Consider the following 24,770-nt stretch of genomic DNA (forward strand, 5'->3'; position numbering starts at 1 on the left):
CTGTGGGTACAGGCGCATTATGCCTAGTGCTGCTGTGCAAGACACTCGCGCAATGCTTCGCGCCACTGCGGTTGGCTAACGTGCCAGTGTTGTTGCAGGCGGCTGCAATCGAGGCGCGAGTTCAACGGGCGTTTGGCGGGCGTTGGGTACTCACTGGCGTGAATCCCTTCCAGCGCGGCGCATGCCTTGCCTTCGGCCAGCAGTTGCTCGCCGATGGCCTGGGCAAAGCCGAACCATGAGGTTTCGCCCTGGGCTGTCAGGTGATACACGCCCCAGTCCCCGGCCTGGCCAGCCTGCCAGCGCTCGATCAGGGCGCGGGTGCTGTTGGCGATGGTCCCGGCCCAGGTCGGCGCGCCAATCTGGTCGGCGACGATACGCATGTGAGGTTTTTCCTGGAGCAGGCGCTGCATGGTCAGCAGGAAATTCTTGCCGTGGCTCGAATACACCCAACTGGTGCGCAGGATCAGGTACTGACCACCCACTGCCGCGATGGCCTGTTCGCCCGCCAGTTTGCTCGCGCCGTAGACACCCAACGGGTTGGGAGCATCGTCTTCGGTGTAGGGCGCAGGCTTGCTGCCGTCGAACACGTAGTCGGTGGAGTAGTGGATCAGCGGGATGCCCAAGGCCTTGGCTTCTTCGGCCAGGATACCGGGCGCCGTGGCATTGATCGCGAAGGCCACATCGGGCTCGTTCTCGGCCTGATCGACAGCGGTATGCGCCGCCGCGTTGATGATCAACCCGGGGCGATGGCTGCGTACCTGTTGGCGGATCTGCTCGGGGTTGGCCAGGTCGAGCTGGTCGCGACCGAGCACGACCAACTCCCCCAGGCCCTGGAGCCGCTGTTGCAGCTCGCGGGAAACCTGGCCGTGTTGGCCGGTGATGAGGATTTTCAAGGCGGTGCTCATGGGAATAGGTCGGCTTCCAGCAGGGGCTTGCCGTGCTGATCCTTGGCAGACAGTTGTGGCGGCTCGGTCAGTTGCCAGTCAATGGCCAGTGTTGGGTCATTCCACACAATGCAGCGCTCGGCACTTGGCTGGTAATAGTCGGTGGTTTTGTAGAGAAACTCGGCGAAGTCGCTCAACACCACGAAGCCATGGGCGAACCCTTCGGGTACCCACAGTTGACGATGATTCTGCGCGGACAGGCGCACGCCCACCCATTGGCCGAAATTCGGTGAATTGCGGCGGATGTCGACCGCCACGTCCAACACTTCACCTGCGCTGACGCGCACCAGTTTGCCCTGGGTGTGTTCCAACTGGTAATGCAGGCCGCGCAACACGCCTTTCTGTGAGCGGGAATGGTTGTCCTGGACAAAATTGCGCGTAAGGCCAGTCGCCTCTGCAAATGCGCGGGCGTTGAAACTCTCGTAGAAAAAACCGCGTTCATCACCAAACACCTTGGGTTCGATGATCAATACGCCGGGCAAGGTGGTTTCGACGATATTCACCGGGGCTCTCCCGCCAGGGCAAACAGGTACTGTCCATAGCCGGTTTTGCCAAAATACGTCGCCCGTGCGAGCAAATGCTCGCGGTCGATCCAGCCGCTCTGGTAGGCGATTTCTTCCAGGCACGCCACTTTCAAACCCTGGCGGTGCTCGATGGTTTGTACATATTGCGAGGCTTCCAGCAGGCTGTCGTGGGTACCGGTGTCGAGCCAGGCGAAGCCGCGACCGAAGCGCTCAACCTGAAGGTCGCCTCGTTGCAGGTAGGCGTTGTTGACGTCGGTGATCTCCAGTTCGCCGCGTGGTGATGGCTTGATCGATTTGGCAATCTGGATCACGTCGTTGTCGTAGAAGTACAGGCCCGTTACGGCATAGCTGGATTTGGGTTTGAGTGGCTTTTCTTCGATAGACAGCGCGCGGCCTTCGCTATCGAAATCGATCACGCCAAAGCGCTCCGGGTCTTTGACCCAGTAGCCGAATACCGTGGCGCCTTTGCCGCGCTTGACGGCGCTGTGCAATTGTTGGCTGAAGCTCTGGCCGTGGAAGATGTTGTCGCCCAGAATCAGGCACACGGGATCATTGCCGATAAACGCTTCACCAATCAGGAACGCCTGGGCCAGGCCGTCAGGGCTGGGCTGTTCGGCATAGCTGAAGGTGACCCCGAACTGGCTGCCGTCTCCCAGCAGATTGCGGTATTGCGGCAGGTCCGCGGGGGTCGAGATCACCAGGATTTCCTTGATCCCAGCCAGCATCAGCACCGAGATCGGGTAGTAGATCATCGGTTTGTCATAGACCGGCAACAACTGCTTGGACACGCCCAGGGTAATGGGGTGCAGGCGTGTACCAGAGCCGCCGGCCAATACAATTCCCTTCATCATGCGATCAGATCCTTTAGGTCGGTGTTGCCCAGTCGTTGTCCTTGATAGCTGCCGTCCTGGACCCTGCGGCACCACTCCAGGTTATCCAGATACCACTGAACGGTCTTGCGCAGGCCGGTTTTGAAGGTTTCTTCAGGAACCCAACCCAATTCGCGCTCGATCTTGCTGGCATCGATAGCGTAGCGCTGGTCGTGGCCTGGACGATCCTTGACGAAAGTGATCAGGTCGCTGAACTGGGCAACGCCGGCCGGGCGCTGTGGCGCCAGCTCTTCGAGCAGTGCGCAGATGCCACGCACCACGTCGATGTTCTTCTGCTCGTTGTGCCCGCCGATGTTGTAGGTCTCGCCCACCACACCTTCGGTGACCACTTTGAGCAGCGCACGAGCGTGGTCTTCGACAAACAACCAGTCGCGCACTTGCAGGCCGTCGCCATATACCGGCAGGGCTTTGCCTGCCAGGGCATTGAGGATCACCAGCGGGATGAGTTTCTCGGGGAAGTGGAACGGCCCGTAGTTGTTCGAGCAGTTGGTCAGCAGCACCGGCAAGCCGTAGGTGCGCTGCCAGGCGCGGACCAGGTGGTCGGACGCCGCCTTGCTGGCGGAGTAAGGCGAGCTTGGCGCGTAAGGCGTGGTTTCGGTGAACAGGTCATCTACACCATGCAGGTCGCCATACACTTCGTCGGTGGAAATGTGATGGAAACGGAAGGCGCTCTTGGCCGGCTCTGTCAACTGTTGCCAGTAGGCGCGAGTGGCTTCAAGCAGGCTGTAGGTGCCGACGATGTTGGTCTGGATAAAATCCGACGGACCGTCGATGGAGCGGTCGACATGGGACTCAGCGGCCAGGTGCATGATGGCCTGGGGCTGGAAGCGTGCCAGCACTGCGCTGACGGTGGCCTGGTCGATGATATCGGCCTGGACGAACTCATAACGGGTGTTGGTTGCGATGCTGGTCAGCGACTCAAGATTACCGGCATAGGTCAGTTTGTCGAGGTTGAGCACTTCATGCCCGGTGTGTTGAATCAAGTGCCGGATCAGAGCGGAACCGATAAATCCTGCACCGCCGGTGATGAGAATGCGCATGTCAGAAGCCCTTTTCCTTAGACAGACATAAAGCGAATGGAGCATAGCTTGTGTTGTGGCGCAGGCCGGTGCAAGGGCGCGTGGTCAGATTGCCGGCTTGGCTGTCGCCCAGGGGGTTGCGCAACCCCCGTAAACAATGGCGATATAAGCGCCAGATAAAAAACCAGGGGCTGTCAGATGTTGCTCGATACATTGATCCACCGCGCCAGTTTGCCGTGCCCACAGGTCGGACCTGGGCAAGCCTTGCAGTTGCTTGAGCAGCATTACGGCCTCGGTGGCACGCTGCAGTCCCTGGGCAGCCAGCAAGATCTCAATTACCGGGTCGACAGTGATCGTGGGCGCTTCGTCCTGAAAATCTGCCGTGGCGAGTACGCGGCCATCGAGTTGCACGCCCAGCATGCGGCCCTGGCGCACTTGCAGGCACACGCCAGCGTCCGAGTGCCCAAGGTCATCAGCACCCTCGCCGGCGAACAACTGTTGAGTCTGACGGTTGCCGGGCAGGCCGTGCATCTGCGGCTGCTGGACTATATCGACGGCCAGCCGCTGACCCACCTGCCGCACCTGGATCGTGGGGTGATCGAAGGTTTCGGCCGGCTATGCGGGCAGATGAGCCAGGCATTGGCTGGCTTCACCCATGCGGGGCTTGCGCGCACCCTGCAATGGGACCCGCGCCACGCGCTGGAGCTGATCAGGCATTTATTGTCGACACTCGACAACGTGCCCCAGCGCGCGGCCCTGGAGCGGGTCGCGGTACAGGTCGAGCAGCACCTGCGCCCCTTGGCGGATCAATTGCCCTGGCAGGCCGCGCACATGGACATCACCGATGACAATGTGATGTGGCAGCGCGATACCCAGCAGCATTGGCAGGTGCAGGGCGTTATCGATTTCGGTGACTTGGTGCACACCTGGCGGATTGCCGATCTGTCGGTGACTTGCGCCGCCCTACTGCACCACGCCGAAGGTGACCCGTTTGCGATCCTGCCGGCGATCCAGGCCTATCACGCGCTGACTCCGTTGCAACCGCAAGAGTTGCAGGCGTTGTGGCCGCTGATTGTGGCCCGCGCGGCGGTCCTGGTGTTGAGCAGTGAACAGCAACAGCGCCTGGACCCGGATAACACCTACCTGTTGAAGAATGCCGAGCACGAGTGGGAAATATTCCAGGTTGCCCTCTCGGTACCCTTCGAACTGATGGACGCGGCGATCCTGGCGTGCGTCGGTACAAGCCTGGCGCCGCTGGCCAGCGAAGGGTTTGCCCCGCTGCTACCGAGCCTGGTGGGGCGCGAATTCGCACTGATCGACCTGGGCGTGCTCAGTCCGCATTTCGAGGCGGGAAACTGGGAAACCCCCGGCATCGACCAACATCTATTACAGCAAGCGGCAGCGGTCCATGGCCTGGCGGCCAGCCGTTATGGTCAATATCGGCTGTCCCGCACGCTGCCTGACTGCGCGACCGAACCCGAGACCTTCGCGCTGCACGTCGAACTGCATGCGCCCCAAGGCACTGCCGTACAAGCACCGTTTGCCGGCACCCTGCGCAGCACGACCGATGGCGGCTTATGTGTGCACAGCGCGGAACTGAATGTACGACTCTGGGGGGTGAAACCCGCGTTGCAACCCGGTGCAGCGGTGCTCAAGGGCCAGGTCCTGGGTGAGGCTGGCGGGCCATTACGGGTGCAGTTGTGCCGCGTCGATCTTGAGCCGCCGTTGTTCTGCACGCCATCGCGCGCTGCGGCCTGGCAGGCGCTGTGCCCGTCCCCGGCGACGTTGCTGGGCCTTGCCTGTGACGCTGAGCCGGAGCTGGATCCAGACGCCTTGCTGGCCCGGCGCGATGCCAGCTTCGCCCGCTCGCAAAAGCACTATTACGTTGACCCGCCGCGCATCGAGCGCGGCTGGCGCAACCATCTGATCGATATGCAGGGCCGTTCCTATCTGGACATGCTCAACAATGTCGCGGTGCTGGGCCACGGCCATCCGCGCATGGCACAGGTGGCGGCACGGCAGTGGTCGTTGCTCAACACCAACTCGCGTTTTCATTACGCCGCGATTGCCGAGTTTTCCGAGCGGCTGCTGGCGCTGGCGCCGGATTCCATGGACCGCGTATTCCTGGTCAACAGTGGTACCGAAGCCAACGACCTGGCGATCCGCCTGGCCTGGGCCTACAGCGGCGGGCGCGACATGCTCAGCGTGCTGGAGGCCTATCACGGCTGGTCGGTGGCGGCGGATGCGGTGTCCACCTCGATCGCCGACAACCCCCAGGCCTTGAGCAGCCGGCCGGACTGGGTGCATCCCGTGACCGCGCCCAACACTTATCGAGGCGAATTCCGCGGCCCGCACAGTGCACCGGATTATGTGCGCAGCGTCGAGCACAACCTGGCGAAGATCGCCGCCAGCAAGCGCCAACTGGCGGGTTTTATCTGCGAGCCGGTGTATGGCAATGCGGGCGGTATCTCCCTGCCGCCAGGCTATTTGCAGCAGGTGTATGCCCTGGTTCGCGCCCGGGGTGGGGTATGTATCGCCGATGAAGTGCAGGTCGGCTATGGCCGCATGGGGCATTTCTTCTGGGGTTTTGAAGAGCAGGGCGTGGTGCCGGACATCATCACCATGGCCAAGGGCATGGGCAACGGCCAGCCTCTGGGCGCGGTGATCACCCGCCGGGAAATCGCCGAAGCGCTGGAGGCTGAGGGCTACTTCTTCTCGTCTTCGGGCGGCAGTCCAGTCAGTTGCCGGATTGGCATGGCGGTGCTGGACGTGATGGATGAGGAAAAACTCTGGGAAAACGCCCAAGTGGTCGGCGGGCATTTCAAGGTGCGGCTGGAGGCGTTGATCGCACGGCATCCGCTGGTGGGGGCGGTGCATGGCTCGGGTTTCTATCTGGGGTTGGAGCTGGTGCGGGATCGGCAGACCCTGGAGCCAGCGACGCAAGAGACCGCGAAGTTGTGTGATCGCCTGCGCGAGCTGGGGATTTTCATGCAGCCGACGGGGGACTACCTGAACATCCTCAAGATCAAACCGCCGATGGTGACGTCCAGACGCAGTGTGGATTTCTTTGTCGACATGCTGTCGAAGGTGTTGGATGAAGGGCTGTAGACCCCTTTCAATGACTTGAAATGAGATCAACACTGTTGATTGGATTTCAATTTTAAATTCGATTGTTATCGGGAATATTTTGTATTTTTTCGATAGATGGAGATCGATCAGCTTTAAAAGCCGATTTTTATCCGTTATAAAGTCGTCCAGCATTCCCCTTTCTGTCATCGGCCATGGTTATCCTGGCCGCTGACCACCGCCCAGGAGATGATTCATGAGCCGTATCGTTACCGTCGCCGCTACCCAGATGGCTTGTTCCTGGGATCTTGAAGCCAACATCGAGACCGCTGAAAAGCTGGTCCGTGAGGCCGCCGCCAAAGGCGCGCAGATCATCCTGATCCAGGAACTGTTCGAGAGCCCGTATTTCTGCCAGAAGCCAAACCCGGACTACCTGCAACTGGCTACGCCGGTTGACGACAACGTGGCCATCAAGCACTTCCAGAAAATCGCCAAGGAACTGCAAGTGGTCCTGCCGATCAGCTTCTTCGAGCTGGCCGGCCGTGCGCGTTTCAACAGCATCGCGATCATTGATGCCGACGGCTCCAACCTCGGGATTTATCGTAAAAGCCACATCCCGGATGGCCCTGGCTACCACGAAAAGTACTACTTCAACCCGGGCGATACCGGCTTCAAGGTGTGGAACACCCGCTACGCGAAAATCGGCGTGGGCATCTGCTGGGACCAGTGGTTCCCGGAATGTGCCCGCAGCATGGCGCTGCAAGGCGCAGAAATCCTGTTCTACCCGACCGCCATCGGCAGCGAGCCACACGACAAGAGCATTTCCTCCCGTGACCACTGGCAGCGCGTGCAGCAAGGCCATGCCGGCGCCAACCTGATGCCGCTGATCGCCAGCAACCGTATCGGCAACGAAGAGCAGGACGGCTACGACATCGACTTCTACGGCTCGTCGTTCATTGCCAACCAGTTCGGCGAAAAAGTCCAAGAGCTCAACGAAACCGAAGAAGGCATCCTGGTGCACAGCTTCGACCTCGATGAGCTTGAACACATCCGCAGCGCGTGGGGCTCGTTCCGTGATCGCCGGCCGAACCTGTACGGCGCACTCAAGACCCTCGACGGTTCCCTGGAGTCCTGATCGCCATGACCACTTTGCACAGCACGCCTCGCGCTGACGGCTTCCATATGCCAGCCGAGTGGGCACCCCAGACCCAGGCCTGGATGATCTGGCCCGAGCGCCCGGACAACTGGCGCCTGGGCGGCAAGCCAGCGCAGGCGGCCCATGTGGCGGTGGCCAAGGCCATTGCGCGCTTTGAGCCGGTGACGGTCGCGGTGTCGGCCGGCCAGTACGAAAACGCCCGGGCGCGCCTGGATGTGCCGAATATTCGCGTGGTGGAGATGTCCAGCGACGACGCGTGGGTACGCGACAGCGGGCCGACCTTCGTGATCAATGACCAGGGTGAAGTCCGTGGCGTGAACTGGGACTTCAATGCCTGGGGCGGGTTTGACGGTGGCTTGTATGCGCCGTGGAACCGCGACTCCCAGGTGGGCGGCAAGATCCTTGAGATCGAGCGCAGCCCGCGTTATCGCACCGAGGGGTTTGTGCTCGAAGGTGGTTCGATTCACGTCGACGGTGAAGGCACGCTGATCACCACCGAGGAATGCCTGCTCAACCGCAATCGCAACCCGCATCTGGATCGTGGGCAAATCGAAGCGGTACTCAGCGCCAACCTGGCGGTGGATAAGATCATCTGGCTGCCCGACGGTCTGTTCAACGACGAAACCGACGGCCATGTGGATAACTTCTGCTGCTACGTGCGCCCGGGTGAAGTGTTGCTGGCCTGGACCGATGACCCGCAAGATCCGAACTATGTGCGCTGCCATGCCGCCATGGACGTGCTGCAAAACAGCACTGACGCCAAGGGGCGCGCGTTTATCGTGCATAAAATGCCGATTCCGGGGCCGTTGTATGCGACCGAGGAAGAGTGCGCCGGGGTTGACCCGGTGGACGGTTCCCAGGAGCGTAATCCGACCGTGCGGTTGGCCGCCTCCTACGTCAACTTCCTGATCGTCAACGGCGGCATCGTCGCGCCGAGCTTTGATGACCCGCTGGATGAACGCGCCCGGGAAATCCTCCAGGGTCTGTTCCCGCAACATGAAGTGGTGATGGTGCCAGGTCGTGAACTGTTACTGGGCGGCGGCAATATCCATTGCCTGACCCAACAACAGCCCGCACCGCACAAAATCTGAGTGCAGTTGTAACAGCCGATTTCCCGGGAAAGCGGCTGCTTGCCAGCCAGTGCACTTGGCAGTAACAGCAAGCCCATGGCCCATCAGGGCCGTGGGCTTTTTTGTGCCTGGCGTCCGATAACCCGGGCTTATTGGCACAGCTCTTGTATCGGCGCTGTGACAGTGATCGGGGTTTGTGACTGCGCAGTTCTGTCATAAACCTTGAGTAAGTTAGCCGCTCAAGCAGTAGGAGAGAGCGCTGAAATGAACGCCGATATCAACCTGGTCTATAAACGCGCGCCCCATCCCCTGGCAGTACGGGGCGACGCGATTCACGCGCTGGCACTCTGGTTGAAGGCCAACGGCTCGCGCCGGATCAGGCAGGCTGACCCGCGGCGGGTGATGAGTGAGCGTTATCCAGCGGGGTTGTTCAGCGAGGATGAAATGCAGGTGTTGTGCGAGTTGATACAGAACTGACGGGCACTGACTATCCAAATGTGGGAGCAAGCTCGCTCCCACATGAACCGCATGTGGCTTAGAAGTTATAGGTCCCAGTGACCACCAGGCTACGCGGGTCACCGAACTGGATCTGGTTGGCGCTGGTCGCCGACGCGTAGTACGTCTTGTCGCTGATGTTGTTCAGTGCTGCTTTCACATCCCATTCCTTGTGCCGGAACCCGGCCAGGGCGTCCCAGCGGCCATAGCCCGGCAATACAACGGTGTTGGCGTTGTCGGCATAACGCTCGCCCACCAGGGTCAGGCCGGTTTCGGCGTACCAGCCCATTTCCGGTTTCCAGGTGACGAACAGACTGGCGTTGCGCTTGGCCACGTCGCTGATGCGTTTGCCTTCAAAGCCGTTGTTGTCTTTGACGACCTTGGCATCCTGCACACCGACGCCGCCGCGTACATACCAGTTGCCGACGATTTTGCCGGTGGTGGTCAGCTCGATCCCTCGGGAGCGTTGCACGCCGCTGAGCAGGGTGACGAGCGGGTTCTCCGGGTCACGGGTGCGGCGGTTGTACAGCTCCAGTTCATAGACGGCGAGGGTGGTGCTCAGGCGGTCGTCGAGCCAGTCGCTCTTGACTCCGATTTCCTTTTGTTTGGTCAGCTCGGGGCTCAGGTCGTTGGCATTGCCGGCCGCATTCGGGGTGATGCCGATCAGGCCGCCACCGGTGGGGGAGAATGTCTTGCTCCACGACGCGTAGAACGAGTGGTTCTCCACCGGCGTCCACACCACGCCCAGCCGTGGGCTAGTGTTGTGGCTGTCAACCTTTTGCCGAGCGTGGGTGACCTTGCTGGTGGTGTCCACTTCGAAGCGGTCGTAGCGCAGGCCGGCGAGCACTTGCCATTGGTCGTTCAGGCGCAGTTGGTCCTGCACGTACAGGCCCTGGCTTTCGACTTCGGTGTGGTTATTGCTGGAAACAAACATCGGCCCGGTATGGCTCAGGTGGCGATTTGGGTGCTTGAGATCCAGGCTGGGGACCGCTTTGCCGCCGTCCTTGACGGCCGTTGAAGTAGACAGTTTAGGGTCACGGCGCTGGCTGCCCAGCTCAATGCCGGTCAGCAGGCGATGCTCCAGGCCAAAGGTGTTGAAGCCGCCTTCCAGCTCGACGTTGTTGAACACATTGCGGGTTGTCAGATCCTGCTGCCAGCGCTGGCGCCCGACGGTGTTGGTCTTGGCGTCGTAGCCGGTCAGGTAGGTGTTGTCGAAATCGCTGTCGAGCTTGAACACACCCAGCGTATGGCGCAGTTGCCAACTGTCATTGAGCTCATAGGCGAGCTTGGAGCGCAGCGATTGGGTGGTGTCGTCGATGTAGTCGCGCGGGTCGCCGTAGGTGGTGTCGCGGCTCACATCGGCCGGGCGTCCACGCACACCAGGGATGCCACGGTCCGGGGTGCGGTCGTAGCGGCTGTATTCGTATTGCACCAGCCAGTTCAATTGCGGGGTCAGTTGCCAGCTCATCGACGGTGCGAACAGTTTACGGTTGCCGCTGATGTTGTCGCGCAAGCTGTCGGTGTCCTCGTTCCCCATGTTCAGCCGCAGGCTGATGTTGTCCGTCGGGTCGGCGCTCAAGTCGGTGTACAGGCTGCGCGTCCCGTTCGTGCCGCCCTGGGCTTCGATACTGGAAGCACGCCCGGCCTGGGGCAGCTTGCTGACGCGGTTGACGATCCCGCCCTGGCCACCACGCCCGTACAGCACAGCGGCAGGGCCTTTGAGCACGTCGATGCGCTCGATGTTGTGCAGGTCGCGCACGTATTGGCTGTCGTCACGGATGCCATCGAGGTAGAAGTCGCTGCTGGCTTCGAAGCCGCGGATACGCAGGCTGTCGAAGCGGGTATCGGCGCCGCTGCTGACGTTGGGGATACCGCTCAAGGCCTGGCCCAGATCGTTGGTGCCGTAGGCGCGCAGGTTCTCGGTCTTCACCGAGTCGATTGCCTGGGGTACGTAGCGCACCGGCGTGGCCGTGCGCGTGGCGGTGTTGGTGTTTTTGACGCGCGGATCGTCCTCGTCAGCTTCTGCACTGATGGAGGTAGCGGGCAGTGTCGTCGCGGCGCAGGCAAATCCGGCGCACAGCAGTGCAGAAAGCCCAAGGGTCATGGGCGTCAGGCGAGAGGCTGGCATTAAGGGGGTGCATCCGTAAGAGGGAGGAAAAATTGCGCGCGAATGATAATGCTTGCCATTTGCTGGCGTGATTTATTCTTGTACTGTTGGCTCGAATAAATATTTCTAAATATTTCTGCGTGTTTTTATAGGTTTTTTTGTCGCATCGGAAAATGCGTTACCCGCCAGCGCTTATTCACGTTATGAGTCGGCTGAGCGTCTATAACGCGTAAATAGTGGCTAAATAATATTGCTTAGACTTTTTTCGCCTAAATTCAGACGATTCACTAAATTGACACGTGGTTCAGGGCACGGATAGGATTCGCCTCAACGCCTGTGGCTAACCGCCATGACTTCTCTATAAAAAAATGGCCCGCGGCATGTTCGGTCGTCCGCGGGCCTTTTTTTATCCGGGGAAAGTCGATACCAAAAAATCCAAACGGAGCCAGGTGTCACAGCGCGTACTCAACCAGTAATAAGGAATAAAAAAATGTTGAAGCAACGGATGGGTCTGATCGCTCTGGGGATTTTGAGCGCTACACAGGCAATGGCCAACGACCAGGAGCAATCCAAGGGCTTCGTGGAAGACAGCCACCTGAACATCGCGGCGCGTAATGCGTATATCAGCCGCGATTACAAAGACGGCGGTAAAGATAAAGCCGAATGGGGCCAGGGCTTCATCGGTAAGTTCGAATCCGGCTTCACCCAAGGCACCGTCGGTGTGGGTGTGGACGTGATTGGCCAATACGCCATTCGTCTGGATGGTGGTAAAGGTCGCAGCGGCGCTGGCGGCATCAACTTCTTCAAACAAGGCGACAGCGGCGCAGCACCACACGACCTGGCCAAGGGCGGCGCAGCCGTCAAGGCTCGCATCTCCAACACTGTGCTGAAGTACGGTGACCAGATGCCAGCCGTGCCGGTCCTGCAGTACGACAACTCCCGTCTGTTGTCGGAAACCTACACCGGTACCTCGATCGTCTCCAAAGAGATCAAAGGTCTGGAGCTGCAAGGTGGTTACTTCACCAAGGAAGCCCAAAAAGGTGCCGAAGGCACCGACAGCGGCAACCTGAAAAACATCGCCTACCTGGGCGGTAGCTACAAGTTCACCGAAAGCCTGTCGGCCGCGCTGTACGCATCCGACATGGAAGACGTACTGAAGAAGCAATACGTCAACGTCAACTACGTGCTGGGCCTGCCACAAGAGCAGTCGCTGACGTTTGACTTCAACGGCTACAAGACCAAGCTGGACAAGAGCTTCGCCCAGCTGACCCAGGGTGATGCTGACGCTCGTGACAACAAAATCTGGAGCCTGGGTGCCACTTGGGCCTTCGGTCCGCACAGCCTGACCCTGGCTCACCAGCGCAGTTCCGGTGATACCGGCTACATGTACGGCGGCTATCGTAACAACACCAAGGGCAGCGGCATTGGCGACGGTGGTAATACCATCCTGCTGGCCAACTCCTACTGGTCTGACTTCAACGCTAAAGACGAGCGCTCCTGGCAGGTCGGCTACGGCATTGACTTCAGCACCTTCGGCGTACCGGGTCTGACTTACAACATCGCTTACGTGCGCGGCACCAACATCGACGACGGTAGCAACCGTGGCGATGGCACCGAGCGTGAAATCTTCAACCAGTTCAAGTACGTGGTACAGAGCGGCCCGGCTAAAGACCTGAGCCTGCGTGCCCGTGCCTCCTGGTTGCGTGTTTCGACCAACGCCAACAACTACAACGTTGGCGGCAACGAAATCCGTCTATTCGCCGACTACCCGATCAACGTGTTCTAAGATCGCGCGTCGTGCCTGATACCAGGCAATAAAAAACCCCGACGTGTCGGGGTTTTTTTATGGCTGCCTGAAACCTACGCCTTTACCTGCGCCAGTTTCTGGCAGTTAGCCTTGCGCGCCGGGTACTGCCCGCATTTGCGCAACACACTCTGCACCTGCTGGGCATTCTGCAATTGCTGGCTAGCCAGCAGCTTTTCGGTGATGAACAGCTCTTCCGAGCCCAAGTTGCGTTCGGCCTTGTCGATCATCGCCAGCGCCGCCTTGCCGTCGCCGCGCTTGAGGTAATAGCTGATCATCAAGTCATAGGTCGAAGGCCCGGCCAGGGACCAGTCCTTGATCGCCTGCAACTCCTTCAACGCCTCGGCATTTCTGCCCTGGGCCAGACGCACGGCGTAGGCGGTGCGGCGGATGTTCGGCTGGTCCTTGACCGGTGAACCCAAGGCGCGGCGGATAAACGCATCGGCCTCGGGCACCTTGTTTTTTGCCAGGGCGGCGGTGGCGGCGTAGGCGTCCTTGTAGCCCTGCATCGCCTTGGCCACGGGGGCTGCGTCACGCACCTTTGGCCAGCTCTGCTTATTGACCCGGACGCGGCGCTCCTTGGGGTATTCGCGTTGCAGGTATTGGCGCAGCTCGGTGTCACGGTCCAGCGCAGACATGTGGGAGCGGTTGAAGTACTGGCTGGTGGCGCTGATGGTGGTGTTCAGGCCGTCTTTGACCAACACATCCAACTCTTTGGTAAAGCGGTCGAGGTTGAACTGCTGCAACGAGTCTTGCATCGCGTTCTTGCGGGCGGTGAGAAAACCCGTCAGCAGCGGCTTCTGCTTGCCCTGGAAATCATTCAGGCGCTCCAGGCTGTGAGTGGCCGCGCGGGGGGCGTAGCCGGCACGAATCATCAGGTCGGTGCCGAGCAGATCTGCCTGGTCTTCCTGGCTGCGGCCCCAGGCGGTGCTCCACACATTGTCGGAAAAACTATTGGCCAGCGAGGTATACAACACGGTGTTGCCGATGGTTTTTTGCGTGCCGGCCGGGTCCTTGCTGAACAGCTTCATGGTGCCCGAACTGCGATCCACCCCGGTGTTGGCCGCCACTGTTGCCAGGGCCACGGTGGAGGCCACGGTGGTGAACATTTCTTTCTGCTGCTGGAAGGCGGCGGCGCGGTCATGGTGATGCAGCAACACATGGCTCATTTCATGGCCGAGCATGGCGGCGATTTCATCTTCGCTGCCGACGTTTTCCAGCATCCCCAGCGGCACGAAAATATTGCCGTAGGGATCCGCCGATGGGCCGAAGCTGTAGCTGTCGGTGATCTTCACCTGCAACAGCGGCAACTCCCCCGGCCAGCCCTTGGACAGGCGCGTGACGATGCCCTGCAAGTACACCTGCAACATCGGGATATCCACCAGGTTCTGCTGGCGCGCCTCGGCGGCAGGCACGGTGCGGCCGTCGTAACTCAAGCGCTGCTGGCCCGCGCGTTGCGGGTCGAGCTTGTAGTACTGGCGCACTTCGCTGTTATCCACGTAGTGGCCCTGGACCTGCGACTGGGTCGACGACCCCACCAGGTTCAGAAACGCCTGGTCCGCACCCTTCAAGGTGGCGCAACCGCTGAGCAATGCGCTGGCCAGCAATAGATATCCCTTCACCGCGATACTCCTTTATTGACTGCAACCGGCGCCGTAGCCGAGGGTGGATTTGTTGTGCGTGTCGCTGGCCAGGCTCTGGGGCATTTGTTGGCACGGCAGGCTCATGACATTCAGTGGCGGTTCGATTCGCAGGTCCCGGGTGTCCAGCCAGACTTTCTGCCCAGCCAATTCCACCAGCACCAGTTCCAGGTCCGTGTTGAGCTGCAACACCTGAACCGGTTGCTTGGGTGTGTCTTTGCGGGCGATTTCTCGCTGCAGCTTGCCTTGCTCGTCCACCACCTCCACCGGGTCGGCCAGGAACTCCTTGATGACGTGGGTTTCGGCCAGCACGCCCTGGCTGTAGAGCGCGGCGAGTAACACGATGAGGATTCTGTTCATCCTTGGTTTCCTTGAGTGAGACGACATGGTGGCGCCCTTCAGTGGCCACGGTCGAAGAAGGCTTCGATCCGCTCGCTGAACAGCGCCAATGACAGCAAAACAATACCCAGCACGTTGACCAGGGTGATGTGGTTCAGATACAGCACGCCGCACACCGCCAGCAGCATCAGCATCACCAAGCCCCACGACCAGTAGGGTGAGGTGAAGAAGCGGACTTCTTGAGCGTGCCAGCGCGTCCAGCTCGGTAAGCCGGCCAAGCGCCGTGCATGCAGGGCCTTGAGCACGAGAATCAACGCCAGCAGCCCCAGCTCCAGCAGGTCCACCCAGTGCAGGTTGAAACCGGGGAAATTGGCCGGCTCGCGGTCGTAATCCATGCCCTTGTAGATCAGGTTGTCCAGGGCCATGGCATGCAGGTACACCCCGGGAATCAGCCCATGCACGGGTGACTGCACCAGGTCGCCGGTGGACGTGATACTGGCCCCGACCATCACCAGGCGGTCGCGCAGCAAGCCGGCCACCAGCGCCTGATCCTCTGGCGAACTGACCTCCAGATCGCTGGCCGACAGGGTCAGGCTATAAGGGCAGCGAGCCTGGGCCGAGTCGTCGAGTTTCCAGAACACCGCCTGGAAAAACTGCGCCACCCAATCCAGCACAAAATTGCGCGGCGGTGCGCAGTGACGGATATCCGAGATCTGCGCCTGCTCGGGTGCCAGTTTCAAGCCCCACTGCACGGCGATCGGCTGCCGTTGCGCAGCCGCCTCGGCATCCGCGGGCAGATCTGCACACGGCTGGTCCTTGCAGAACTGGCGGTACAGCGCCAGGGCCGGCGTCTCCATCACCCCTAACGCCGTCGGCATCGCCAAGGGGTACTTGTCGTCCACCCCCGACCACATCACCAGCCCGGGCTGGGTGAATGCGGCAAATTGTTCGAGAGTATTGGCTTGCCCATTCTCGCCCCGCGTCACCCCGGTATTGGCCAGCAACAAGGGAATGCCCCGGTGCTGATAGCGCTCGAACACATTCGCCAGTAACTGACTGCCGCGCGTCGGGTCGCCGAGGGAGTGATCGTGGCTGTACAACAAATCCACAAACACCGCCTTGGGCTTGTAGGCCAGCAGGCGCTTGAATAACTTGCTCTGCTCGCTATACGGCATCGGCCATGAGGTGTTGTTACGCATCAGGTAGGCGTCATCGATCAACACCACGGCGATGTGCTGCTGGCCGGTGCTGGGGTAATTGCTGGAAAACATCCGGTTGAGCCACTGGGCGGATGCCTTGTCACTGGAGCTTGCCAGGCCGAAGGGATCGAGCACCGCCAGCAACACGATAAAAAACGCGAGCAAATAGCGGCGACGATTGAACAGCGGGGGGTTGTTCGACATCCATGTCTCAATAAAAAACGGCGGGTGCTGTGACGGGGCAGGGTTTCCCGCATGAACGCAGCGAATGCATGGGTTTTAAAGGACGGGGAGGGGGGTGTCAATTAGAAATATGGCTAAGTGCCATCTCGCGCCCATCGCCTACGGCAGCAATCGGGGCGTGGCTGGTGAGGGCCGACGCCATTTCACCAACCCCACCGCGAGGGCAGACAGAATCAGCGCAATAGAGATTCCCTCGTTCAAGCCCACCCGGTGCCCAAGCAACAGCATGGAGCCGCTGACACCAAACACCGGGATCAGCAACGACAGCGGCGCCACCTTGGAAACCGGGTACTCGCGCAGCAACAGATTCCAGCCCCAGTAACAAAAGTGCGTGGCCGCATAGACTTGAAACAGCAGCGAGCACACCGTCAGCCACTCCACATGCGTGACCAGCTCATTGAACGGCGCCGATCCATGGGCCAGCCAGGTCAATAGCAGCAACGGAACCGGCGGGAACAGACTGGCCCACACCACAAAGGCAAACATCTCTCGCACTTTTGATTGCTTGATGATGACGTTGCCCACACTCCAACTGAACGCACTTACTAGCAACAGGCCGTAACCCAGCGTGGTCGCTTCGCCTGGACTGCTGGCGATAATGCCGATCAGTCCTACAGCCGCCAGCCCCACCCCGAGGATCTGTCCGACGCTCAGTTGCTCGCGAAACAACAACACCCCCCAACCCAGGGTGAAAAATGCGCTGAACTGGATCAGCAAGGCCGCGGTACCTGGCGGCACTCCCAGTTCAATCCCCAGGTTGATCAAGGCCCACATCGCCACCCCGAAAATCAAGCCATAGGCCACCAGCCACTTCATCGCAATAGCCGGGCGCCGCACAAAAAATACCCACGGCAACGCCGCCAGGGTAAAACGCAACGCGGTCAGCAACAGCGGATCGATCCCCACCAACCCCAGTTTGGTAATCGGAAAATTCAGCCCCCAGACAGCCGTCACCAACACGGCCAGGGCCAGATGCTTCTTTTGCATGGTGTTCTGATTCCACAAAACAGCGCCGGCGCTTGAGTACGCCAGCCAAGGCGCAACTATGCGTAATAGGCGTGATGGCTCGCTTGCACTATCAGGTCATAAATCATTAAATTCGGGCCATGCGCGAAACTGACATCGACCCCTACGAAAACACCCCCCGCGACGCCGTGGTCACGGCCAACGACTACCGCGATGGCCAGCACTTTGCGCTACACACCCATCAACGCGGGCAGTTTGCCTACGCCGCCTGCGGCGTTATTACCGTCTTCACCCAACAAGGCAACTGGGTCGTGCCGCCACACCGCGCCATCTGGGTCCCGGCAGGTGTTGCCCATGAAATGAGCATGAGCGGCCCGGTGACCATGCTCAACACCTACATCCGCACCCCCGCTGCAACCCGGCTCAACCTGCCCACGCAGTGCCAGGTGTTCGGCGTATCGACCTTATTGCGAGAACTGCTGACCCGCGCCGTCGACCTTCCGCCGCTGTACGAAAAGGAGCACCGCGAAGGCCATCTGATGACCTTGCTACTCGACGAAATAGCCGCCATGCGCGCCCTCTCACTCAATGCCCCAATCCCCAACGACCCCCGCCTGGCCCACATCTGCCGCAACCTGCTGCAACAACCATCCCTGGAAACCGGCATCGACGACATGACCCAACGCCTCGGCATGAGCCGCCGCACCTTTACCCGCTTGTTTCGACAGCAGACGGGTATCAGCTTTGTGGAGTGGCGCCAGCAGGCGTGCCTGTTGGCGGCGGTGGTGAGGTTGGGGAATGGGGAATCGGTGACGCGGGTGGCGATTGATTTGGGGTATAGCAGTTCGAGTGCGTTTACGAGTGTGTTCAGGCGGGTGTTGGGGGAGGTGCCGAGTCGGTACTTTTTGAAAAAATCAGCCTGACTGGCTGAAGCGGATTTAGGCGCCCGATGCACCGCATCGAGCGCAAACGGCCTATTGCGGCTCAGGCCCCTCGGGCTGCATGGCCAGGAGCACATCATCGAGGATCGCTTTACCCATTTCGCCCAGATAGTGCGAAGAGAACGCGTACTTTTCCCCGTCTACATCCATGGCGGCATCCAGTGATAGCACTTTGGCGTAGTAGAGCAGGTGCGATGCGTGCTCAAGGGCTTCCTGGAAGGGGATGCCGGCATTGACGCGGAAGACCTTCATATCGTGTTTGCTTTCGCCACAGTCTGCGAAGGTTACGGCACCGAGGGTGGTTGCTTGGGGTGGGGTGCTCATTGTTGGCCTCCTGAATGCGGAAGGTCATAAGCGGGGAGTGCAGTGTGTCTTGAGGTTTTTTCGTACGGCATAAGCTTGCTCCTTTGGTACAACCAAAAAGAGCTGCCAGTCACGATTCCAAGCATGAGGGTGGCAGCTGTACGCAGGTTGGAATCCGAGAAGAAGCGACTCGGCAGGCACGGGGCCTCCCACGTACAGCCGCCAAAAAGCACAAAAAGCAGGCACAAAAAAAGCGCCCGCTGATTGCTTGACGACGCTGTAGCGTCTTCTTACTCGGGATTCCACGCCCGGTCACTGGTGAGCAGTGACGGGAGGGAGGTTAGCGCGATGGTTTATGGGGTGCAACTTGTAGGGTGTAGGATTTGTCTGGTGGAACAGTTCTCCGGAATATCGGCGGGATACATGGAGTACAGAAGTTATGCACTCGAAGCTAGCCAGGTAATAGCGAAGAAAGGAGGGGGGGGGGAGGTGAGAGTGGTGTTCACAAACCCTATCCCCAGAAACAACAAAGCTCCCACATATATGTTGGGGCTTTGTTTTGTATGGTTCGGCATCAGACGAACGGTATATTTCGGGGCGGCTAGGTTTTCTGCGGGTCTGGAAGTGGGTGGAAAATTTGGCGTCCCCCCTCCCCCCAAAAAAACTAGTAACTATAAATAAATCAGCTAATTATGGCGCTCGTATTTTGGACTTTTTAGATGTGAGCACATTGTCGGTCACGTAAGTGGTTCAGAGACGCATACGAATTGTGAGCCTCCTGAATTCGAACGTTTAGAGAATAGGCCGGAGTTCTCGAAGAGCCGCCATGACAACAGACAGCAGATGGCCAGAGGCAGGCCGCCTGTTTTATAAATAAATGCGTCCCCTTTTGGGGCTCGGCGCAACTTGGTATTAAGTTGAAAACGATAACCTTGCAGGCCGATTTGTAGAGGAAGAGGCTTTTGGGGGGCGAGCTAATTCTAATGCTGTTTTTAATCTTTGATTTTAGGTAGTATAAGTTTATCTGAAAGATCAATCACTGTTACTTCGCTTCTATACTCGCTTGCGACTCTTTGAATTTGATCGAAAACTTCCGATGATTTCGAGATGGGCGAGTTGAAGTAAGTCTTGTATAGTAGTTTTCGTTGTTTTGCGCGCAATACGTAAGCTTCATCACTTATGTTGTCTAGAACTCCACTTAGAGCGTAAAGCGCTACAAACTGAGTACCGCCATAACTTATGGATACCGGGAGAATACATTCGGCCTCTAATATCTTTCTGCTCGCCCCATGTATGCAAAATTCTACTGTCATATCAATTTTTGAATCTGGCAAATATAGAAATTTTGAGAGATTTATAAGTCTGTCAGCAATGCTTTCTATCTCAATGGGTGTAGCAAGAAGGCGATCGTACAGGTCAAAAAAATGCTGGATGCGAAGTGTTGATTCAAGTGTTTGAATTGCATAGTCAAAGCCTCCGCTAAAGCCGTCACCACTAAGGGCTCCCTTAAAATCTATGTTGTCAATTAAAAGCTCCATAATAATATTTTTCGGGGCACTCATCAATTGCATAAATCTATAAGATTTTAGAAGATCCTTAATGTCTGCTGCGCTTTCGTCACCATCGTGAAACCAGATTTTGAATGAGTTTTTATGCGTGTATACGTCAATGTTAAATCTGTCAGCCTTCAAGCGTATAGTGCGGTTCTCAGGAGGCGCCCAGTTGCCAAATCCTGCTCGATAGACTTTAACGTTATAGACGATGCACTCGCCGGTACTTTGATTTCTAAAGGTGGCCTTTCCCTCATAATCATATTTCACATTGGTTACAGATATTAGCGCTGTATCACTTTTGAATTCTGGTAGTTCTTCGGTAATGCCGAATCTTGTTAAGAAAGACTTGAAATTAGTTATGGGTAAGCTGGCGCGGGTGCCGAGGGTCATCTCAACGAATTGCTGAATGTCTTTTTTGTCTATATCGAATTTGACTTTAAAATTTCCGTCTTCGTAACCTATGCGGCTAAGCATATTTTGCTTATTGGTTACATAGGATGCCTGTGAGGTTCCGATGGATTTGGCTAGGGCAGCCTTAAGCCCCTCTCCATCAAGAGGTGTTATCTTCATCGCGCTCGTGAATTTTAAATTCATCTTTGAATGGTTTAGTCGAAAGCCTCCTGGCTTTACCGTTTCTTTTCTTATTCGTTTAAGAACTTTTTCGCAATGATACTCATCCATATGAAGCAAATATCCGACAACTGGATCGGCAGTGCTATTAAATTCCAATAATAGATAGAAGGTCGGGAGCGAACTTGTCGCCATTGCACGAAGATTACTCAATTCGATCGACTGAGTACGCGTAATTCCATCCGTTGACTTTACTTGAACCTTACATTCAATGCCCGGTTCGTGTAGGCCTCTTGCGGTTTTTACGTCATGAATGCTGGGGATTTCAAATAGCAAGTCCCAGCCATAGCGATCAAGATCCGGTTCTGTTGCTGTGATCCCTGATAGTGCACACCACTTTTGAACAGCCAACTCGCCAGCAGTACCCAGATCCCTCATGTACCCCTCCATATTAGCCTCACTCCAATACCATGGATTGGAGCATACAAATTACAGTGCGAGAAAGAAAACCACGACGAGAAATCACTTATCCCACTCCCGCCGACGGGGTTTGCGTCGTTTTTTTGTGCAAATCCGAATGCAGCGCAAACGGAACTGCAGCCCAGGCGCCCCGGGACGCTCTGCGGGCAATAGGCAGTTTCACAGATTGCAAAATTTGGAAGGTATGTGCAATGCAGTTGCACTGCTGTGCAGCGGGCGGCTAGGAGCGGGGAGGGACTGAAACTCCCGGTTTCATTGGGGGAAAGTTTTGAAAACGCTTGAGCTCGGTAGTTTTCGAAAAAGTGAACGGTCTTTTTGAGGTGGTAACTGTGTATGAGCGCGGAGAGACAAATTCCGATACAACCCAAACTTTGCCTGGACTGCAGCCATTCCGATCCATTTCGATTAGGCGCACTGCATTGGACGCGGGTCGATGCTTGCTGGATGTAAGCAGAGGCTGTGAGAAAACACCATAAAGATAATAGCGATTCTTAGGCAGAGGGTGGGCATTTCAAAAATAGTGATAAAAGCAATATGCGGCTGAAAGCGGACTGGAGGCCACGGTTTGCCGGACTTCGGATATCACCTTTCTCAAATTTCGCTCAAAGCCTTGTGGTGTATGGCTTACAGCTTGATTCGGAAATTGATGTCACCTTTATCACTCTTTTCTTTGCGGGTGCAGATTTCAGAAATCATCCTTTCGATGCTCGCGCTCTACCATCAGCGACGCGAGCCGGCAGAACGAATAAAAACTGAGCTAAAGCGAGTGTGAACTCAATGGATTTACGGGCATCAGCCTCATCTGGCATGGGGCCTTCCTCGTCTGCATGCCGCTGATCATTCGCATCGAGCCTAACCTCATGCGCCCACTCTGCCATCTCCGCTGTAATAAGGTGTTCAGCAGATGCTTTACCAATACGAGTGTACAGATTGCCTTCTTTTAGGCCCTTATCTTTTAACATCGCGTCTACGGCCGAAGCTGCAAGCATCACAGCACCTGATGGGGCTGCGATGCTACTAATGGCCTGTTGCAGAAATGTTCTGGCTCGTTGGGGTATAGAGTCATGGACAGTCTGGGGGGCAGGCCAAACCTCAAGTACATCGCTCATACTCGCGTTGCGCGCGTCGAAAACGTCAGAGGTTGCCATGGTGACTCCGCCGCACACGGAGCACTTGTACAGATACCAGTTACGCACGTTTCTTTCGCGATCATCAGCAGTAGTAATCGAGGCCCCGAAATTCAGCGAGGGCTTGGCGATGTTGCAATGCGGGCAACGGGGTAAGGGCAATGAGTTTCCTTGCTTCATTTTCCACTCCGAATCGCTCTACGCCCCCGCGCCACAAGGCCTGTTACGTGACTTGTTACGTACGGGACAAAAAACAAAGGCCTGCATCGCTGCAAGCCTTTGTTTTTAAATGGTGCCGGCACCAGGAGTCGAACCCGGGAGCTACTGATTACAAGCCGTTTGCTCTGAGGCTTCGCTCCGCTTCATCGAGTATCACCTGTTTTGCTTGGCCCAGGTTTTACTTGGTCTGTAGTCAATTCGGTGTCTTTCTATGTTTCACCTGTTAGCGTACCTTTGCATGAGAAACGGGGAACGGATGGGGAAAACGGGGAAAGAATGGCTAAGCGTACGCGAATGACCGAGATGGAAGCCTATGCGGTAAAGACTCGTCAGTCGGAGCCGGTCGGCTCTCGCGGAAAGGGGACTTTGCTGCTCGAACGTAAAGCTTCCGGAGCTATTCAGGCCTACTATCGGGAACGCACATCTGACAGCGACAAGCGGCTGCCTCTCGGGACGCTTGCGAAGAAGCCGCGTGTGGGTACAGACGAGCAGAGCTTGGATGGTATCCGGGGTGAGGCTTTGCGAATTTCAGTTGAGGCGGCTGCCGCTGGCGGTATTGCCAAGTACTTGGAGCACATTTCGGTGCAACAAGTAGCGGCCGCGGCTAGTCGTGCAGCCACAGCCGCATTAGAAGAAGCAGAACGGCTAGAACGTTTCCGCCTCGCCGAAATTGAAGCGGCCCGCGGAAGCTTTCACGATTTGTTCCTGGATTACATTGAGTCGCGCCGCGTGAAGGCGACACCTGGCGTCGTGAAGGAGTTGGAACGACTGCTCAAGACGAACATGCAAGAGCCCCACCCTGAGGTAATGCGGATGAAGGCCCGAGATATTAGGGCTGACCACATCCTGACCATTCTCAACCCGATCTGGGAGCGCGGCTCCAAAGTGCAGGCGGATCGTATGCGTTCGTTTCTGGTGGCGGCATTCAACCATGGGCTCACGGCTGAGAGTGTGGTTGGTCGCTCCAATGCGAAGACCTATAGCCTTGAGATCAACCCTGCAGCAATGGTGAAGGTCGATAAAGTCTCGGCCCCTGTCGAACGAGCCCTGTCTGATGCTGAGCTTAAGCAATTCTGGGAGACGGTTCAGAGTACAGGCGGAATTGGTCCGGTAATGGCGCTGCTATTCAAGTTTGTCATATCAACTGGCGGTCAGCGGATCAAGAACCTGATCGAAACCACTTGGGGGGACTACGATCTAGACGCGGGCACGGTGCTATTAATTCACCGCAAGGGGCGAGGTGGTCAGACCATGAGCCGGCCGCATTTGGTACCGCTCTCCGATCGAGCCATTGCCATAATGCGGCAAGTGCGGGAGATCAATGGTGATCATCCATGGCCCTGGACTACACACGGTAAACAGCCCTTTGTGATCAGTAGTCCGACCCATGCCGTTGCAGACTGGCTGGATTCCAAGCACGCGTTAATCGCTGGTGCGAAGATCCCGACGTTCTCCCCGAGAGACCTGCGCCGGACCTGCACACAGCTGATGCAGAAGCACGGTGTTGATGATCGTTTGTCAGATCTCCTTCAGGCTCATGGCCAGACAGGTGTCGTCTCTCGGCACTACCGAAACAATCCCGAAGCAGCGCTGCCAGAGAAACGTAAAGCTATCGAGCTCTTTGACCGAGCTTTGGCTAAGGCTTTGGGGGAGGTCACTGATACGGGCAACGTGCTTTCCATCTCGCGCCGGAAAAAGAAAAACCCCGATGGAATGTCGTAATGTCGTGCAACTGACCCGAATCTGAAAAAGAAAATCCCCGCCCCCATGTCCCAATCTTGTCGCACGCAGGGCACCACCAGCAGTCCGCTGCTGAATCCCCGTAGTACGCGGCCTACAGCACTTTTCAGTTCCGCAAGTTCTGCTTAAAACACCCTGAAACTGCGAATAATCGGGAATAACAGCGAATAAGCGGGAATAAGCGGGAATAAACAACGTTTAGTAATACGGTACGTTGTTAGTTTGGAATTTTGAGCTGGCGAGATATGTCGCGACACGATTTTTTAATTCACGTTTTGTGTCGCGACACTGCTATTACAAAGCGCGGGTGCGATTTCCGCGCCACGTTTTGCTTAGTTTGTGATTCGTGGCGCGCACGACAAAACACTGGTGCAA

At 57.7% G+C, this 24,770-nt stretch carries 19 protein-coding genes; 7 read left to right on the plus strand and 12 right to left on the minus strand.

Annotation, left to right across the window (positions count from 1 at the left end):
• Positions 1 to 23: 23 nt before the first annotated feature.
• From rfbD to rfbB, 4 genes are read right to left on the minus strand one after another with little or no spacing between them, the layout of a single operon-like run.
• Entirely contained in the window at positions 24 to 905 is an 882-nt protein-coding gene (gene rfbD, locus FJD34_RS20330) for a dTDP-4-dehydrorhamnose reductase (protein WP_090292701.1), read from the minus strand.
• Positions 902 to 1,447 (minus strand): dTDP-4-dehydrorhamnose 3,5-epimerase, encoded by a 546-nt coding sequence (rfbC, locus tag FJD34_RS20335; protein WP_065944489.1) that lies wholly within the window; start codon positions 1,445 to 1,447, stop codon positions 902 to 904. Before rfbC ends, rfbD begins: the two co-directional genes overlap by 4 nt.
• Positions 1,444 to 2,319, minus strand: coding sequence for a glucose-1-phosphate thymidylyltransferase RfbA (gene rfbA / locus FJD34_RS20340; RefSeq protein ID WP_065944490.1), 876 nt, complete (start codon positions 2,317 to 2,319; stop codon positions 1,444 to 1,446). Before rfbA ends, rfbC begins: the two co-directional genes overlap by 4 nt.
• On the minus strand, positions 2,316 to 3,398 hold the full coding sequence (rfbB, locus tag FJD34_RS20345) for a dTDP-glucose 4,6-dehydratase (RefSeq protein ID WP_090292702.1): 1,083 nt from the start codon (positions 3,396 to 3,398) through the stop codon (positions 2,316 to 2,318). Before rfbB ends, rfbA begins: the two co-directional genes overlap by 4 nt.
• Before the next feature lie 177 nt (positions 3,399 to 3,575).
• Here rfbB and FJD34_RS20350 point away from each other — a divergent pair, with 177 nt between their 5' ends.
• From FJD34_RS20350 to FJD34_RS20365, 4 genes are all read left to right on the plus strand, one after another.
• Complete coding sequence (locus FJD34_RS20350) at positions 3,576 to 6,485, plus strand: aminotransferase (protein ID WP_090292704.1); 2,910 nt, start codon at positions 3,576 to 3,578, stop codon at positions 6,483 to 6,485.
• 214 nt (positions 6,486 to 6,699) lie between these two features.
• Complete coding sequence (gene aguB, locus FJD34_RS20355; RefSeq protein WP_090292706.1) at positions 6,700 to 7,578, plus strand: N-carbamoylputrescine amidase; 879 nt, start codon at positions 6,700 to 6,702, stop codon at positions 7,576 to 7,578.
• A gap of 5 nt (positions 7,579 to 7,583) precedes the next feature.
• Positions 7,584 to 8,690 carry an agmatine deiminase gene (gene aguA, locus FJD34_RS20360; protein WP_032856605.1) on the plus strand — a complete coding sequence of 369 codons (1,107 nt, stop codon included), beginning with the start codon at positions 7,584 to 7,586 and terminating at the stop codon, positions 8,688 to 8,690.
• A gap of 243 nt (positions 8,691 to 8,933) precedes the next feature.
• The gene (locus tag FJD34_RS20365) at positions 8,934 to 9,146 is read left to right on the plus strand and encodes a hypothetical protein (protein ID WP_065944495.1); all 213 of its coding nucleotides are present in this window, start codon (positions 8,934 to 8,936) and stop codon (positions 9,144 to 9,146) included.
• Between the two features lie 58 nt (positions 9,147 to 9,204).
• Here the strand turns inward: FJD34_RS20365 and FJD34_RS20370 are convergent, their stop codons facing one another.
• Complete coding sequence (locus FJD34_RS20370; RefSeq protein WP_032856607.1) at positions 9,205 to 11,292, minus strand: TonB-dependent receptor; 2,088 nt, start codon at positions 11,290 to 11,292, stop codon at positions 9,205 to 9,207.
• 469 nt (positions 11,293 to 11,761) lie between these two features.
• On the opposite strand from FJD34_RS20370, the gene FJD34_RS20375 reads away from it, so the two are divergent.
• Positions 11,762 to 13,057, plus strand: coding sequence for an OprD family porin (locus tag FJD34_RS20375; protein WP_090292708.1), 1,296 nt, complete (start codon positions 11,762 to 11,764; stop codon positions 13,055 to 13,057).
• A gap of 74 nt (positions 13,058 to 13,131) precedes the next feature.
• Here the strand turns inward: FJD34_RS20375 and FJD34_RS20380 are convergent, their stop codons facing one another.
• The 4 genes from FJD34_RS20380 to FJD34_RS20395 all read right to left on the minus strand — a co-directional run bounded on the left by FJD34_RS20380 (position 13,132) and on the right by FJD34_RS20395 (position 17,483).
• The gene (locus FJD34_RS20380) at positions 13,132 to 14,697 is read right to left on the minus strand and encodes a M48 family metallopeptidase (protein ID WP_090292709.1); all 1,566 of its coding nucleotides are present in this window, start codon (positions 14,695 to 14,697) and stop codon (positions 13,132 to 13,134) included.
• A 12-nt stretch (positions 14,698 to 14,709) separates the two neighbouring features.
• Positions 14,710 to 15,075: a hypothetical protein gene (locus FJD34_RS20385; protein ID WP_032856610.1), complete on the minus strand. Its 366-nt coding sequence runs from the start codon at positions 15,073 to 15,075 to the stop codon at positions 14,710 to 14,712.
• 38 nt (positions 15,076 to 15,113) lie between these two features.
• Complete coding sequence (locus FJD34_RS20390) at positions 15,114 to 16,457, minus strand: CHASE2 domain-containing protein (RefSeq protein ID WP_090292711.1); 1,344 nt, start codon at positions 16,455 to 16,457, stop codon at positions 15,114 to 15,116.
• Between the two features lie 138 nt (positions 16,458 to 16,595).
• Positions 16,596 to 17,483 (minus strand): EamA family transporter, encoded by an 888-nt coding sequence (locus tag FJD34_RS20395; RefSeq protein WP_090292712.1) that lies wholly within the window; start codon positions 17,481 to 17,483, stop codon positions 16,596 to 16,598.
• A gap of 119 nt (positions 17,484 to 17,602) precedes the next feature.
• On the opposite strand from FJD34_RS20395, the gene FJD34_RS20400 reads away from it, so the two are divergent.
• Positions 17,603 to 18,385, plus strand: a complete 783-nt coding sequence (locus FJD34_RS20400; RefSeq protein ID WP_032856613.1) for an AraC family transcriptional regulator — start codon at positions 17,603 to 17,605, stop codon at positions 18,383 to 18,385.
• A gap of 51 nt (positions 18,386 to 18,436) precedes the next feature.
• Here FJD34_RS20400 and FJD34_RS20405 read toward each other — a convergent pair whose 3' ends face one another.
• From FJD34_RS20405 to FJD34_RS20415, 3 genes are all read right to left on the minus strand, one after another.
• Complete coding sequence (locus FJD34_RS20405) at positions 18,437 to 18,727, minus strand: DUF3077 domain-containing protein (RefSeq protein WP_032856614.1); 291 nt, start codon at positions 18,725 to 18,727, stop codon at positions 18,437 to 18,439.
• Positions 18,728 to 19,698: 971 nt separating this feature from the next.
• On the minus strand, positions 19,699 to 21,267 hold the full coding sequence (locus tag FJD34_RS20410; RefSeq protein WP_146552260.1) for a hypothetical protein: 1,569 nt from the start codon (positions 21,265 to 21,267) through the stop codon (positions 19,699 to 19,701).
• Positions 21,268 to 22,001: 734 nt separating this feature from the next.
• The gene (locus tag FJD34_RS20415; RefSeq protein WP_090292716.1) at positions 22,002 to 22,616 is read right to left on the minus strand and encodes a DUF4145 domain-containing protein; all 615 of its coding nucleotides are present in this window, start codon (positions 22,614 to 22,616) and stop codon (positions 22,002 to 22,004) included.
• Between the two features lie 333 nt (positions 22,617 to 22,949).
• On the opposite strand from FJD34_RS20415, the gene FJD34_RS20420 reads away from it, so the two are divergent.
• Positions 22,950 to 24,377, plus strand: coding sequence for a tyrosine-type recombinase/integrase (locus tag FJD34_RS20420; RefSeq protein WP_157695995.1), 1,428 nt, complete (start codon positions 22,950 to 22,952; stop codon positions 24,375 to 24,377).
• The last annotated feature ends 393 nt before the right edge of the window (positions 24,378 to 24,770 follow it).

The sequence above is a fragment of the Pseudomonas brenneri genome (genome assembly GCF_007858285.1).
GTDB classification, from domain to species: Bacteria; Pseudomonadota; Gammaproteobacteria; order Pseudomonadales; family Pseudomonadaceae; genus Aquipseudomonas; species Aquipseudomonas brenneri.

Bases quoted from the DNA above. Each gene is read 5' to 3' on its own strand.
- rfbD (WP_090292701.1), bottom strand. From the start codon at position 905: ATGAGCACCGCCTTGAAAATCCTCATCACCGGCCAACACGGCCAGGTT.
- rfbA (WP_065944490.1), bottom strand. From the start codon at position 2,319: ATGATGAAGGGAATTGTATTGGCCGGCGGCTCTGGTACACGCCTGCAC.
- rfbB (WP_090292702.1), bottom strand. From the start codon at position 3,398: ATGCGCATTCTCATCACCGGCGGTGCAGGATTTATCGGTTCCGCTCTG.
- FJD34_RS20350 (WP_090292704.1), top strand. From the start codon at position 3,576: ATGTTGCTCGATACATTGATCCACCGCGCCAGTTTGCCGTGCCCACAG.
- aguB (WP_090292706.1), top strand. From the start codon at position 6,700: ATGAGCCGTATCGTTACCGTCGCCGCTACCCAGATGGCTTGTTCCTGG.
- aguA (WP_032856605.1), top strand. From the start codon at position 7,584: ATGACCACTTTGCACAGCACGCCTCGCGCTGACGGCTTCCATATGCCA.
- FJD34_RS20365 (WP_065944495.1), top strand. From the start codon at position 8,934: ATGAACGCCGATATCAACCTGGTCTATAAACGCGCGCCCCATCCCCTG.
- FJD34_RS20370 (WP_032856607.1), bottom strand. From the start codon at position 11,292: ATGCCAGCCTCTCGCCTGACGCCCATGACCCTTGGGCTTTCTGCACTG.
- FJD34_RS20375 (WP_090292708.1), top strand. From the start codon at position 11,762: ATGTTGAAGCAACGGATGGGTCTGATCGCTCTGGGGATTTTGAGCGCT.
- FJD34_RS20385 (WP_032856610.1), bottom strand. From the start codon at position 15,075: ATGAACAGAATCCTCATCGTGTTACTCGCCGCGCTCTACAGCCAGGGC.
- FJD34_RS20390 (WP_090292711.1), bottom strand. From the start codon at position 16,457: ATGTCGAACAACCCCCCGCTGTTCAATCGTCGCCGCTATTTGCTCGCG.
- FJD34_RS20395 (WP_090292712.1), bottom strand. From the start codon at position 17,483: ATGCAAAAGAAGCATCTGGCCCTGGCCGTGTTGGTGACGGCTGTCTGG.
- FJD34_RS20400 (WP_032856613.1), top strand. From the start codon at position 17,603: ATGCGCGAAACTGACATCGACCCCTACGAAAACACCCCCCGCGACGCC.
- FJD34_RS20405 (WP_032856614.1), bottom strand. From the start codon at position 18,727: ATGAGCACCCCACCCCAAGCAACCACCCTCGGTGCCGTAACCTTCGCA.
- FJD34_RS20410 (WP_146552260.1), bottom strand. From the start codon at position 21,267: ATGAGGGATCTGGGTACTGCTGGCGAGTTGGCTGTTCAAAAGTGGTGT.
- FJD34_RS20415 (WP_090292716.1), bottom strand. From the start codon at position 22,616: ATGAAGCAAGGAAACTCATTGCCCTTACCCCGTTGCCCGCATTGCAAC.
- FJD34_RS20420 (WP_157695995.1), top strand. From the start codon at position 22,950: ATGACCGAGATGGAAGCCTATGCGGTAAAGACTCGTCAGTCGGAGCCG.